The following is a 13,742-nucleotide window of genomic DNA, read 5'->3' on the forward strand; positions in this document are numbered from 1 at the left end:
GGGTATGGGAGGCCGGAGAAGGGTGTACCGCCGATTCGCCCCCCGTGGCTCCTGCAGTCGGAGGGGTCCGATGAGCCCGCGAAAGTGACGGATTCCTTACAGGAATCGGGCGCCGGAGGCGTTCGGCGCGGGACTAGATGTGGGGGTGGGGCGATTTTTCTCGGGAACCCGCGGCGGCTTGGTCCGTTGACCTGACGCGCCATATCTAGGAGGTAGGCCCGCGTCAAGCACACAATATCTTGGGCCGGGTCTTGCTTGGCCTAAAGCTTGAGGCTAGGATGCGCACCAACATACAGGGTGTTGCGTTCGTCAGCCAGCGCGAGCTGCGCCGCACGGAGCGCGACACCTTTGTTCGCCAGCCAGAGGGAGCACGAGTCACATGCGGGTCCAGCGTCGTTTCACGAAAGAGGGTCAGGATGCTTACGCCGCTCTCGGCTTCCGCCGCACGACGAGCGAGATCCGCAACCCTGACGGCTCTGTGGTCTTCCAGCAGACGGACATCGAGGTTCCCGAGAATTACAGCCAGGTCGCCAGCGACATCCTGGCCCAGAAGTATTTCCGCAAGGCCGGCGTTCCGGTCGCCCTGAAGGCGGTCGAGGAGAACACCGTTCCGTCCTGGCTGTGGCGCAAGACCGCCGATGAATCGGCTCTGGCGGCGCTGCCGAAGGAGAAGCGCTATTCCGGCGAGAAGTCGGCCAAGCAGGTCTTCGACCGTCTGGCCGGCACCTGGACCTACTGGGGCTGGAAGGGCGGCTATTTCGACACCGAAGCCGACGCCCGCGCCTTCTTCGACGAGATGCGCTTCATGCTGGCCGCCCAGATGGCGGCCCCGAACAGCCCGCAGTGGTTCAACACCGGCCTGCACTGGGCCTACGGCATCGACGGCCCGAGCCAGGGCCATTTCTACGTCGATTTCAAGACCGGCCTGCTGACCTCCTCCGCCTCGGCCTACGAGCACCCGCAGCCGCACGCCTGCTTCATCCAGTCCGTCGCCGACGATCTGGTGAACGAGGGCGGCATCATGGACCTGTGGGTCCGCGAGGCGCGCCTGTTCAAGTACGGTTCGGGCACCGGCTCCAACTTCTCCCGCCTGCGCGGCGAGGGTGAGAAGCTGGCCGGCGGCGGCAAGTCGTCGGGCCTGATGAGCTTCCTGAAGATCGGCGACCGCGCGGCGGGCGCCATCAAGTCGGGCGGCACCACCCGCCGTGCTGCCAAGATGGTCACGGTGGACATGGACCACCCGGACATCGAGGCCTACATCGACTGGAAGGTGACCGAGGAGCAGAAGGTCGCCGCCCTCGTCACCGGCTCCAAGATCTGCCGCGAGCACCTGACCGCGATCATGGCCGCCGCCCAGAACGGCCAGGACCCGAAGGTCAACAAGGAGCTGAAGAAGGCCATCGTCGCCGCCCGCAAGGCGCAGGTGCCGGAGAACTACGTCCAGCGCGTGATCCAGTTCGCCGGCCAGGGCTTCACCAGCATCGAGTTCAAGACCTACAACACCGATTGGGACTCGGACGCCTACCTGACGGTGGCCGGCCAGAACTCCAACAACTCGGTGCGCATCTCCGACGACTTCATCCAGGCCGTCCTGAACGACGACGAGTGGAGCCTGATCCGCCGCACCGACGGCACGGTCCATCGCAAGCTCCGCGCCCGCGACCTGTGGGACAAGGTCGGCTACGCCGCCTGGGCCTGCGCCGATCCGGGCGTGCAGTTCGACACGACGATCAACGACTGGCACACCTGCCCGGCCTCGGGGCGCATCAACGCCTCGAACCCGTGCTCGGAGTACATGTTCCTCGACGACACGGCCTGCAACCTCGCCTCGCTGAACCTGATGTCGTTCCGTCTGAAGGATGGTTCCTTCGACGTCGAGGCGTTCGAGCATGCCTGCCGCCTGTGGACCATGGTGCTGGAAATCTCCGTGCTGATGGCGCAGTTCCCGTCCAAGGAGATCGCCCAGCTTTCCTACGAGTTCCGCACGCTGGGCCTGGGCTTCGCCAATCTCGGCGGCCTGCTGATGGCGTCGGGCCTGTCCTACGACTCGGCGGAAGGCCGCGCCTACTGCGCCGCCATTTCCGCGGTGATGACCGGCGTCGCCTACGCCACCTCCGCCGAGATGGCGCAGGAGCTGGGCGCCTTCCCGGCCTATGAGCAGAACCGCGACCACATGCTGCGGGTCATCCGCAACCACCGCCGCGCCGCCTGCGGCGAGATGGAGGGTTACGAGGGCCTGTCGGTCAAGCCGGTGCCCTTCGTCGCCGACGAGTGCCCGGAGCAGGAACTGGCGATGGCCGCCGTCCGCGCCTGGGACATGGCGCTGGAGCTGGGCGAGCAGCACGGCTTCCGCAACGCCCAGGCCACGGTGGTCGCCCCGACCGGCACCATCGGTCTGGTCATGGATTGCGACACCACGGGCATCGAGCCGGACTTCGCGCTGGTGAAGTTCAAGAAGCTGGCCGGCGGCGGCTACTTCAAGATCGTCAACCGTCTGGTGCCGGAGGCTCTGCGCACGCTGGGCTACACCGCCGACGAGATCGCCGCGATCGAGCGCTACGCGGTCGGCCACGGCACGCTGAAGGGCGCGCCGGGTGTCAACCACGAGACTCTGGCGGCCAAGGGCTTCCCGGCCGAGGTGCTGGAGAAGCTGGAGGGCAACCTCGCCACCGCCTTCGACATCAAGTTCGCCTTCAACCGCTGGACGGTCGGCGCCGACGTCATCGTCGACACGCTGGGCATCCCCGCCGAGCAGATGGACGCGCCGGGCTTCGACCTGCTGACCGCTCTCGGCTTCACCAAGGCCGAGCTTGAGGCGGCGAACACCTTCTGCTGCGGCGCCATGACGCTGGAGGGCGCGCCCTTCCTGAAGGACGAGCATCTGCCGGTGTTCGACTGCGCCAACCCCTGCGGCCGCATCGGCAAGCGTTTCCTGTCCTGGGAATCGCACATCACCATGATGGCCGCCTCGCAGCCCTTCATCTCCGGCGCCATCTCCAAGACCATCAACATGCCGAACACGGCGACGGTCGAGGAGTGCAAGGACGCCTACCTGCTGTCCTGGCGCCTGGGCATCAAGGCCAACGCGCTGTACCGCGACGGCTCCAAGCTGAGCCAGCCGCTCTCCGCCGCCCTGCTGGACGACGAGGAGGACGCGGTCGAGGAGATCGTCGAGGCGGCCAACGCGGCCCGCACCCAGATGGTGTCCGAGCGCATCGTCGAGAAGGTCGTGGAGCGCATCATCGAGCGCAAGCGCACCGAGCGCGAGCGCCTGCCGCACCGCCGCAAGGGCTACACCCAGAAGGCGACCGTCGGCGGCCACAAGATCTACCTGCGCACCGGCGAGTATGAGGACGGCCGCATCGGCGAGATCTTCATCGACATGCACAAGGAGGGCGCCGCCTTCCGCTCGCTGATGAACAACTTCGCCATCGCGGTGTCGATCGGCCTGCAGTACGGCGTGCCGCTGGAAGAGTTCGTGGAGGCCTTCACCTTCACCCGCTTCGAGCCGTCGGGCATGGTGACCGGCAACGACACCATCAAGATGGCGACCTCGGTCATCGACTATATCTTCCGCGAGATCGCCATCTCCTACCTGGGCCGCACCGATCTGGCGCACGCCACGCCGGAGGATCTGGTGCCCTTCACGGTCGGCAGCGGCGACAAGCAGGGCGACCTGCCGGAGACCGGCGCGGTCCAGCCGTCGGACATCGTCCGCAAGGTCGCGTCCACCGGCTACGTCCGCAACAACCTGCGCGTCCTGAACGGCGGGCAGACCCAGCGGGTCTCTGCGGCGGCGGCCCTGGCCGCCACCGGCACAGCGGTCCAGGCCACGGCGTCCGCCGCCCATGCGGCGGTGGCCTCCAGCCCGGCGGTCGGCGCCGCGGTGGTCCATGCCGGCGGCACGGCCCCGGTCGGCGGCACCACCGGGACGGCCTACGGCGGCAGCAACAGCGACCAGCGCTACGACCGCATCCGCGAGGCTCGCGCCCGCGGCTACGAGGGGGATCAGTGCGGGGAGTGCGGCAACATGACGCTTGTCCGCAACGGCACCTGCCTGAAGTGCGACACCTGCGGCTCCACCACGGGCTGCAGCTGAGGCCAGCCGGTTCCATCCCCGGCATGGCGTGGAAAAGGGGAGGTCCTCGGACCTCCCCTTTTTTCATGCGGCCTTTTTGTGCGGGCTCCGGTGAGAGCGCGCTCCGGCGGGTTCAGACCGGGATGTTGGGGAAGACGCGTCCGGACAGCTGGGCGTCGGCCAGCTCCACCGGGACGGCGTCGCGCTCCTTCAGCCAGCGGGCGAACTGGCGGTCGGCGGAGTTGATGTGCAGCATCAGCCATTGCGGCAGGAAGGTCGCCAGATACTCGGCGATGTTCTCCTCCGGCACGTTGCCGGTGGTGAAGGCGTGCAACTGCTCCCAGGCCAGGGAATGCTGGACCAGATGGTCGGCCAGGAAAGGATAGCCGGCCTCCTCCATCACCTTCTGCTCGCTCGCGAAGTGAATCTCCGTATAGACCACCGCATCGGCCAGCGTCCGGTAGACCTCCTCGCGGGAGCGGCCTTCGGCGACGGCGACATGGAAGGCCTGGACCAGTTCGATCCAATGCTTGTGCTGCTCGTCGATATGCTCGACGCCCAACGCAAGATCGTCGCTCCAGACGAGATCCTGAAAATTCTCGGCGGGCATGTCCATGATCGCGATGACTCGGCTTAAGGTGGTGGAAGCCTGGGCATCATAAACACGGTCGTATGTGCATCAATGGTTTGAATTGAGATAAATTGTCGCGGTTTTGATAGAGATCCGAGGCGCGCGACAGAAGGTCTGTGTCCTTGCCGGACACCGGGTGAGGGTCAATATGCGGGGCTGTGACGACACAGCCGACGGGATGCGCCATGCGACGTGCCATGAACCGCCGCCTCCGCCTTCTGCCATTGCTCGCCGCGCTGGCGCTGCCGCCGCTCCATGTCGCGGGTGCTCAGGACGCGGCGCCCCAGAATACTCCGGCCCAGAACACTCCGGCCCGGAACGAACAGAACCAGGGCGCCCCGAAGCCGGCGGACCGCGCCGGCGGGTTCGACGCCCAGCGCAGCGAGACCAAGCACCAACTGCCCTTGCCATCCGGACCGCTCGCCTATACGGCGGTGGCGGAATTCCTGCCCCTGCGCGACGGTCCGCGCGAGGAGGCGGCGGCCCGTGTCTTCACCGTCACCTATACGCTGGATGGGGGCACGCTGGACGGGGCGCCGCGCGGCCAGCGGCCGGTCGCCTTCGTGTTCAACGGCGGGCCGGGGGCATCCTCGGCCTATCTGCATCTGGGGGCCTTGGGGCCGAAGGTGGTCGGCTTCAACGACGACGGGTCGCTGACCCGGCCACCGGCCCCGTTGCTGGACAATCCGGACAGCTGGCTGGCCTTCACCGATCTGGTCTTCGTCGATCCGGTCGGCACCGGCTACAGCCGCGGCATCCGGCGTGACGGTGGAAAGGAGGAGGGCGCGCGGCGGGACGGGGACCCTGGCAAGCGCTTCTGGTCGGTCGATGCCGACAGCCGGGCCATGGTCGAGATCGTCCGGCTCTGGCTGACCCGCAACGGCCGCTGGGAGTCGCCGAAGTTCCTGGTGGGGGAAAGCTATGGCGGCTTCCGCATCGCCAAGATGGCCAACCGGCTGATCGACGACACCGGCATCGCGGTCAACGGGCTGATCATGGTGTCGCCGGTGGTTGATTTCGCCACCATCCGCGGCGGCGGCGGGCTTCTGGTGCCGGCGCTGCGGCTGCCCGCCTACGCCGCTTCGGCCGCCGCCAACGGTCTGGTTGCCGGCACCCCGGAGCAGGCGGCGGCGGCGGCCGAGCGCTACGCCTTCACCGGATACCTCACCGGGCTGGCCGGGCTGGACTACCGCCGGCCCGGCGCGGCGCAGGGCTTCTTCGCCGAGGTGGCGCGGACCATCGGCCTGCCGGAGGAGCTGGTGACCCGCTTCCGCGGCGAGATCCCCACCGACATCTTTGCCCGCGAGCTGCTGCGTGGGAAGGGGCGGGTCGCCAGCGTCTACGACGGCACCTTCACCGCCGCGGACCCCGATCCGTCGGCGGCGCGCCTTCCCTTCGATCCCTTCCTGAAGGGCACGGTGCCGACCTACACCACCGCCTTCGCCGCCTACGCCCACGAGTGGCTGGGCGTGCGGACGGAGGTGCCCTTCGAGCTGCTCAGCGACCGGGTGAACCGGGGCTGGGAATGGCCGCGCTCCGGCCAGCCCAGCGCGGTGGACGACCTCCAGGCCGCCCTGACCTTGCAGCCCGCGTTGCGGGTGCTGATCGCCCATGGGCGCACCGACCTCATCACCCCCTACATGGCGTCGCGCTGGGTGGCGTCCCGCCTGGAGCTGCCGGACGGGCAGGCCGACCGGGTCGCCGTGACGGTCTATGAGGGGGGGCACATGATGTACACCCGCGCGCCGGAGCGGGCGAAGCTGGCCGCCGACGCGCGGACCCTGATCGAGGCCGCCCTGCGGTAAGGCGGCCAAAAGGAAACAGGCGCCCCGGTTGGGGCGCCTGCTGCGCAATGCCTTGCCTCGGCCTGTGGTCGCCGGCTGGACCTTGCCGGTTAGAACAGACGCAGGATCGACTGCTGCGACTGGTTGGCCAGCGAGAGGGCGATGGTGCCGAGCTGCTGACGGGTCTGCAGCATCAGCAGGCTGGCGCCTTCCTCGTTCTGGTCGGCCAGCGTCAGCTTGTTGGCGCCTTCGACCAGCACGTCGCTGAACTCCTTGGTGAAGGTTTCGCGGGTCGTGATGATGTTCAGGTTGGTCGACAGCGTCTGAGAAGCCGACCGCAGGTTCTGCTTCGCGTAGTCGATGCTGGCGACCGCCTTGTCGATGTCGGCGCGGTCGGTCCAGTCGTTCTGCGCGTAGTCGATGCGCAGGCCCTGGCCGCTGGTGCTCAGGTTCTGCGATTTCACCGTGATCGCGTTGGTGTTGCGCTCGTTGAGCTGCACCGTCAGATCGTTGGAGGTGTTGGCGTCGGTCACCTGCACCGAGACCAGGTTGGCCGCGGAGTTGGCCGCCGCCGCCTGCTTGATGCTCTTCTGATCGACGTTGAAGCGCACCGTGCCGGTGTCGAACGCGAAGGCGTTCTCGCCGTCCGACAGCTTGCCCTCGCCGCGCTTGGACATGCCGTCGCGGGTCACCGTGGCGCCGCTCAGGTTGCTGACCTGGATCTGGATGTCGACCTTCTTCTCGATCGTCGAGATGCCGTTGCCGGCGTTGGCAGCCTGCTCCAGCAGCTTGCGGTCGACCGTGAAGGACACGATGGTGCCCGACGCGAAGCTCTCGGAGATGCGCTTGGTCAGGGCGTTCTCGGCGGTCGCCTTGACCGTCATCTCGCGGGCGGCATTGGTCGTCGTCGCGCCGGACAGCGTGATCGTGCCCGTCGAGCCGACCGTGACGGTCTGGACGTCCTTGCCGCTGAGGCGGCCGTTGGCGCCCAGCGCGCTGTTGATCGACGCCTTAAGCTGGTTGGCGATGTTGTTGCGCGCGGTCTGACCGATCGCCACGTCGCCGGCGGTGGCGGTGTAGGTGAAGGTCTGGTCTTCGACGGTGATGGTGAAGCTGTCACCGGCTTCGATCGTGCCGCCCAGCGTCACATTGGTGACCTGCGCGGTACCCGTCGAGGCCGTCCTCGTCGTGTTGGCAGCCATCGTCTGGCTGTTGTCGAAGTAGGTGATCGTGCGCGACTCGTTGCCGTCCGTGATGATGAACGACCGCTCGCGGCCCGAGGCGCCACGGACCTCGATCTGCACGTCGGAGAAGCTGCCGAGCGAGGTGGTCATCGTGCCGGACAGCTTCAGGCCGACTAGGCCGTGGGCCATTTCGGCGCTGTTGATCTCGCCGGCCGCGCCCTCGATGGAGCCGTCGCCCTTGACGCGCACCGTGTAGGTGTCGGTCGCCACCACGTTGGTGATGCGGGCGTTCTCGATGCCCTGGATGGTGTTGACGGCGCGGCGCGACTCGCTGGTGGAGTCCAGCCGCAGGCCGTTGCCGGCCAGCAGATTCTTGCCGGCATAGCCGCTGTCGCCGGCCAGCTTGTCGATCTGCTCCTTCAGCGCGTTGAACTGGGCGGACAGCGTCTTGCGGGTGGCGACGGAGCCGGCGTCGGTGCCGAGCGCGGAATAGGCGGCGGTGGTCAGGCCGCGCGCCTGCTCGATCATGCTTTCGATCGCGGTCACGCCCTTGTCGGCGGCCTTGATGGTGCTGATCGACTGACCCATGGCGTCCTTCAACGACGACAGGTCACCGGCGCGCTGGGTCAGGCTCTTCGCTGCGAAGAACGAAGTCGGGCCATCGAGCGCCGAATTGATCTTGTTGCCGGTCGAGAGGATGTTCTGCTTGACACCGATCTTTTCGTTCACGCCCTGCAGTTGCAGCAGATTCGTGCGCATTGACGCGGTGAGAGTGACGTCGTTGATGGCCATGGTTCCAAGTCTCCTTCTGAGGCTCGCCCCGCGGCTGGTGCTTGAAACCGAAGCGAGGCAACGTGCATTTGCGCGGTCCTCCTCTATCAAGACCCGTGCCAGTTCCTAAAAATCCCGATAACTTACTGTTCTGAAAAGACATTTATGGAGCGTGCCCGACGATTCGGTTTTGGTTGGCCGGACGGCCCTTCCTAGGGCGGCGGAAAGTTTTGCCGGGCAGAAAGGGTGTTGCGCCTCGGACCCCGGGACAAAACTACCCAGTTGGGGGTCGGTCGGACCGTGTGCGAAGGGTGCCGGTAAGCCCTTGGTGACGGCGGCGGAGGGGGCTATCGTCGGGCTGTCGCGCCCATCGGGGCGCCACCCATCGCGGCGTTCTCGGCGCCCGCAACGAAGACGGAGGGATGAAGCATGGCCGGACGCATCGAGGCGCGGCTGAAGGAGTTGGGGATCGAGCTGCCGCAGGCGGCGGCCCCGGTGGCGGCCTATGTGCCCTACACCCAGTCGGGCAACACGCTCTACGTGTCGGGGCAGGTCACCGTGTGGAACGGCGAGCGCCGCTTCATCGGCAAGCTGGGCCAGGACTTCACGGTGGAGCAGGGCCAGCAGGCGGCGCGGCTGTGCGCGCTGAACATCATCGCCCAGGCGAAGGCGGCCTGCGGCGGCGATCTCGACCGGGTGGTGCGTGTGCTGCGTCTGGGCGGCTTCGTCAACGGCACCCCGGACTTCCACGACCAGCCGCTGGTCATCAACGGCGCGTCGGAGCTGATGATGCAGGTGTTCGGCGACGCCGGGAAGCATGCCCGCGCCGCGGTCGGCGCCCCGTCGCTCCCCGGCAACGTGGCGGTCGAGGTGGACGCCATCCTCGAACTGGCCTGATCCGGGGGTCCGGCCGGGGGAGGGGCCAGCCTCTTGCCGCGGCGCGGAAAAGCGCCCACCTCCCTCGGCGTATCCGTGAAGGAGAGAGCATGCCCGACGGCAAGGACATCGGCCCCGGCGCCGGGGAGGCCATCACCGTCAAGGTTCTGACCGGCATCGGTCTGGCCGACCCCCGGGAATGGGACGCCTGCGCCGGGCCGGACAACCCGTTTCTCAGCCACGCCTTCCTGCTGGCGCTGGAGGAATCGGGGTCGGCCATCGGCCGCACCGGCTGGCAGCCCAGCCACCTCGCCGCCCTCGACGGGGCGGGGCGGATCATGGGGGCAGTGCCGCTCTATCTGAAGAACCATTCCTACGGCGAGTATGTCTTCGACCATGCTTGGGCGCACGCCTATGAGCGGGCGGGCGGGCAATATTACCCGAAGCTGCAGTGCGCCGTGCCCTTCACCCCGGTGCCGGGGCCGCGCCTGCTCGTCCGGCCCGGCGCCTCGACCCAGGGGATGGACGCGGTCGCCGGCGCCCTGATCCAAGGGATGGAGGAGGTGGCGCGGCGCTACGGCGTCTCCTCCGTCCACGTCACCTTTCCGGAGGAGGGTGACTGGCGCCGCCTCGGCGAGGCCGGCTGGCTGCTCCGCGAAGGCGTGCAGTATCATTGGGAAAACCGTGGCTACGCCAGCTTCGACGATTTCCTGGGAACCTTGAACAGCCGCAAGCGCAAGGCCATCCGCAAGGAACGGCGCGAGGTGGCGGAGAGCAGCGTCCGGCTGCACAGCCTGACCGGCGCCGACCTGAAGTCGGAGCATTGGGACGCCTTCCACCGCTTCTATCTGGAGACCGCCGACCGCAAATGGGGCGGCGGCTATCTGAACCGCGCCTTCTTCCGGTTGCTGGGCGAGACCATGGCCGACCGGGTCATGCTGGTGATGTGCGAGGACAACGGGGAGTGGGTGGCCGGCGCCCTGAATCTGATCGGGGCCGACGCCCTCTATGGCCGCAACTGGGGATCCGACGGCAGCTACCGCTTCCTGCATTTCGAGGCGTGCTATTACCGTGCGCTGGACTTTGCCATCGAGCGCGGCCTCGGCCGGGTCGAGGCGGGCGCCCAGGGGGAGCACAAGATCCAGCGCGGCTATCTGCCGGTGCCGACCTACAGCGCCCACTGGGTGGCCGACCCCGGCTTCCACCGTGCCATCGCCGATTACCTGCGCCGCGAGCGGCCTAGCGTGGCAGCGGAGCGGGAGGCGCTGATGGAACTGTCACCCTACCGCCAGGATGGCGTGTCGGAGCAATAGGGCCGGATCAGTAAGGCCGGATCAGTAGGGAACGCGATCGGGCCGGGCGGCCCATTCGTCGAAGACGGCGCGCGCCTCGTCGGCCAGCAAACGCTGCATGGGGATCGCCCGCTGTTCCAGCGGCAGGGCGATTTCCGTGTATAGGAAGGCGTCGTCGAAACCGATGGACGCCGCGTCGTCGCGCGCGTTGGCGTAGACGATGCGTTCGATCCGCGCCCAGTAGATCGCCGACAGGCACATCGGGCAGGGCTCGCAACTCGTGTAGACGGTCGCCCCGGCGAGGCTGAAGCTGCCGAGATCGCGGCAGGCGTTGCGGATCGCGACGACCTCGGCGTGCGCCGTCGGGTCGTTGCTGGAGGTCACGCAGTTCCACCCCTCGCCGATGATCCGGCCGTCCCGCGCGATGACCGCGCCGAAGGGGCCGCCGGCGTTGCCCTGCATGTGTGTGCGGCTGAGCGCGATGGCGCGGCGCAGGCACTCCGTGTCGAAACTCGTCATGCTTCCTCTCTCCCAAACCCTAACCGCGTTTTCGTTCAATGGTTTAGAGACTGCCTTATGACCCCGGTCCGGCATGCGCCCCCGGCATTGCAGGGGTGGCGGACGATTGGGGATTTCTCCTTTACTGCCCATGCGCAAAGCGTAGTGTGGGCGGGACCAGCCGACCGACGGACCCGCCCGATGACCGACCGCACCATGGAATTCCTGAAGCAGGTGCGGGACCATCTATTCTATCTCAAACTGAAGCCGGGCGGTGTGCGCCTTCAGGCGAAGGGCGTCGATCTGTCGAGGCTCCGGCTGAAGGGTTTCAACCTGCAAACGGCCATCCTCACCCAGGGCAACTTCTCCGATGCCCAGCTTGAGGAGGTCAGCTTCGCCATGTCCGACCTGTTCGGGGCGAATTTCAGCCGGGCGAAGCTGGTGGGCTCCTCCTTCGCGCGGGCGGACCTGCGCGGGACGAACTTCCTGAAGGCCGACCTGACCCGCACCGACTTCGAGGGAGCCGATCTGCGCCCTGGCCAGATCATGGTCCACCGCGCCGGGCGCGAGGACGAGGAGGAGCGGCGGCCCGCCAACCTGACGGACGCGCGGATGGACGGCATCAATTTCAAGGGCGCCGACCTCAGCCACGCCGAACTGGCCAACGCCTCGACGGCGGGCGGCGACTTCAGCAACGCCAACCTGTTCGCCGCCAATCTGGCCGGGGCCGACCTGACCGAGGCGAACTTCAGCGGGGCCAAGATGAAGCGCGCCGTGCTGAACGGCGCCAACCTGACCCGCGCCATCCTGCGCAACGCCGACCTGCGCGAGGCGACCCTGCGCAACGTCGACCTGACCGTGGCGGACACGCAAGGCGCCAACCTCAGCGGTGCCGTCTATATGAGGAACGCCGACGCTCTGCCGATGCTGGTGCGCAGCGTGCTGGACGCCCACATCCTGTGGATCAACAGCGGCGGCGGGGCCGGGCTGCGGGCGGACCTCACCGGGATGGACCTGCGCGGGTTGGACCTCACCGCCTGCGACCTGTCGGGCGGGGTGTTCCGCGACGCAAACCTGGACGAGGCCCGGTTGTCCAACGCCTCGCTCTCGCTGGCCGATTTCGGCGGTGCCACCCTGCGCCGGGCGCGGCTGGACCAGGCGGTGCTGACCGGGGCGAACCTGAGCGGGGCCGATCTGACCGGGGTGGATCTCCACGGCGCCGATCTCGGCACGGTGGACCTGCGCAACCCGGACGGTACCCCAACCGGGCGGAGCTGGCCCGCTAACCTGACGAACGCCACGCTGGCCGCTGCCGACCTGCGCGGCGCCCGCTTGACCGGGGCCAAGCTGGCTGGCGCCAGCTTCGAGATGGCCAACCTCGCCTCCGCCGACCTGCGCGGCTGCGACGACGCGGCGGCGAACCTGTCGAAGGCCAGCCTGATGGGTGCCCGCCGCGGCCCGCTGGACGCGCGGCCGCCGCGCGACGGCGGCGGGCCCCTCATCGCCCTGTAGGCTTTACGTCCAGGCGGCGAGCACCGCGGCGGCGGTGGACTCGCGCAAAGGGGTACGCTCGGGCGGAGCACCGCCATCGACGCGCAGGCCCATCAAGGTCTCCACCAGCGGCTCCGGCCCCGGCGTGACGCGGACTTGGCCGCGGGCGGCGATGTGCGGATGCTCCGGCATCTCCGCCAGCGTCGGCAGGGCCTCGAAGCAGCAGTCCACGGGGTCGAGCAGCGCCTTCCAGTCGGCGAGGCTGCGGCTGGCGAACAGGGCGTCCACCTCCGCGATCAGGGAGGTCTGGGGCAACGGGTCGGCTTGCCGAGCGATCCAGTCGGGGCGTCCCACCGCCTCGCAGAAGCCTTGCCAGAACTTGGCCTCCAGCGCCGACAGGGTGGCGAAGCGGCCGTCGGCGGTGCGATAGATGCGGTAGCAGGCGGCTCCGCCCGACAGCAGCGCCTCGCCGCGGGCCGGGACCTCGCCGCGGGCATCGGCGGTCAGGTTGAAGCCCTGCCAGCCCAGCACCGTCTCCATGATCGACAGGTCGAGGAAGCAACCCTCGCCGCTGCGCTGGCGCCCGAACAGGGCGGCGACCACCGCCAGCGCCGCCTGCTGGGCCGACGCGAAGTCGGCGACCGGCGGGTGGCTGATCGAGGGGCGGTCCGGCGTGCCCGAGGAATCCAGGCCGCCGCCGACCGCCATATAATTCAGGTCATGGCCGGCCCGCCGGGCGTAGGGGCCGCTGCTGCCCCAGCCGGACAGGCTGGCGTGGACCAGCTGCGGGTTCAGCGCGCGCAGCCGGGCGTGGCCGACCCCCAGCTTGTCGAGCACGCCGGGGCGGTAGCTTTCCACCAGGGCGTCGGCCCTGGCGATCAGCGTCTCGAAGGCGGTGCGGTCGCCCTCGTCCTTCAGGTTCAGGCGGATGATGGTCTTGCCAGCGTTCAGCAGCTTGTAGGCGGCGGTCGTGCCGTCGGCGTCGGTGGGGCCCATCTGGCGCAGCGGGTCGCCGCTCGGCGGCTCCACCTTCACCACCTCGGCGCCGAGGTCGGCCAGCATCTGGGCGGCGTAGGGACCCGGCAGATACTGGCCGAGATCGATGATGCGCAGTCCGCTCAGGAAGGGCAGGGGCAT

The 13,742-nt window shown here is 68.2% G+C and carries 9 protein-coding genes; 5 read left to right on the forward strand and 4 right to left on the reverse strand.

The window, feature by feature from the left end:
- Positions 1-379: 379 nt before the first annotated feature.
- The gene (locus ACWPXE_RS18610; protein ID WP_454018971.1) at positions 380-4,099 is read left to right on the forward strand and encodes a vitamin B12-dependent ribonucleotide reductase; all 3,720 of its coding nucleotides are present in this window, start codon (positions 380-382) and stop codon (positions 4,097-4,099) included.
- 112 nt (positions 4,100-4,211) lie between these two features.
- Here ACWPXE_RS18610 and ACWPXE_RS18615 read toward each other — a convergent pair whose 3' ends face one another.
- Positions 4,212-4,694, reverse strand: coding sequence for a bacteriohemerythrin (locus ACWPXE_RS18615; RefSeq protein ID WP_454018972.1), 483 nt, complete (start codon positions 4,692-4,694; stop codon positions 4,212-4,214).
- Positions 4,695-4,894: 200 nt separating this feature from the next.
- On the opposite strand from ACWPXE_RS18615, the gene ACWPXE_RS18620 reads away from it, so the two are divergent.
- Positions 4,895-6,514 carry a S10 family peptidase gene (locus tag ACWPXE_RS18620; protein ID WP_454018973.1) on the forward strand — a complete coding sequence of 540 codons (1,620 nt, stop codon included), beginning with the start codon at positions 4,895-4,897 and terminating at the stop codon, positions 6,512-6,514.
- 89 nt (positions 6,515-6,603) lie between these two features.
- Here the strand turns inward: ACWPXE_RS18620 and ACWPXE_RS18625 are convergent, their stop codons facing one another.
- The gene (locus ACWPXE_RS18625) at positions 6,604-8,469 is read right to left on the reverse strand and encodes a flagellin N-terminal helical domain-containing protein (protein ID WP_454018974.1); all 1,866 of its coding nucleotides are present in this window, start codon (positions 8,467-8,469) and stop codon (positions 6,604-6,606) included.
- 408 nt (positions 8,470-8,877) lie between these two features.
- On the opposite strand from ACWPXE_RS18625, the gene ACWPXE_RS18630 reads away from it, so the two are divergent.
- Positions 8,878-9,345: a RidA family protein gene (locus ACWPXE_RS18630; RefSeq protein ID WP_137140093.1), complete on the forward strand. Its 468-nt coding sequence runs from the start codon at positions 8,878-8,880 to the stop codon at positions 9,343-9,345.
- An 89-nt stretch (positions 9,346-9,434) separates the two neighbouring features.
- A complete protein-coding gene (locus tag ACWPXE_RS18635; protein WP_454018975.1) occupies positions 9,435-10,637 on the forward strand; it encodes a GNAT family N-acetyltransferase in 1,203 nt (400 codons plus the stop codon).
- A gap of 21 nt (positions 10,638-10,658) precedes the next feature.
- Here ACWPXE_RS18635 and ACWPXE_RS18640 read toward each other — a convergent pair whose 3' ends face one another.
- Positions 10,659-11,135 carry a nucleoside deaminase gene (locus ACWPXE_RS18640; protein WP_119509153.1) on the reverse strand — a complete coding sequence of 159 codons (477 nt, stop codon included), beginning with the start codon at positions 11,133-11,135 and terminating at the stop codon, positions 10,659-10,661.
- Between the two features lie 180 nt (positions 11,136-11,315).
- On the opposite strand from ACWPXE_RS18640, the gene ACWPXE_RS18645 reads away from it, so the two are divergent.
- Entirely contained in the window at positions 11,316-12,626 is a 1,311-nt protein-coding gene (locus ACWPXE_RS18645) for a pentapeptide repeat-containing protein (RefSeq protein ID WP_454018976.1), read from the forward strand.
- Positions 12,627-12,629: 3 nt separating this feature from the next.
- On the opposite strand, the gene ACWPXE_RS18650 is transcribed toward ACWPXE_RS18645, so the two are convergent.
- On the reverse strand, positions 12,630-13,742 hold the full coding sequence (locus ACWPXE_RS18650; protein WP_454018977.1) for a CaiB/BaiF CoA transferase family protein: 1,113 nt from the start codon (positions 13,740-13,742) through the stop codon (positions 12,630-12,632).

This window comes from Azospirillum sp. Marseille-Q6669 (assembly GCF_965111635.1).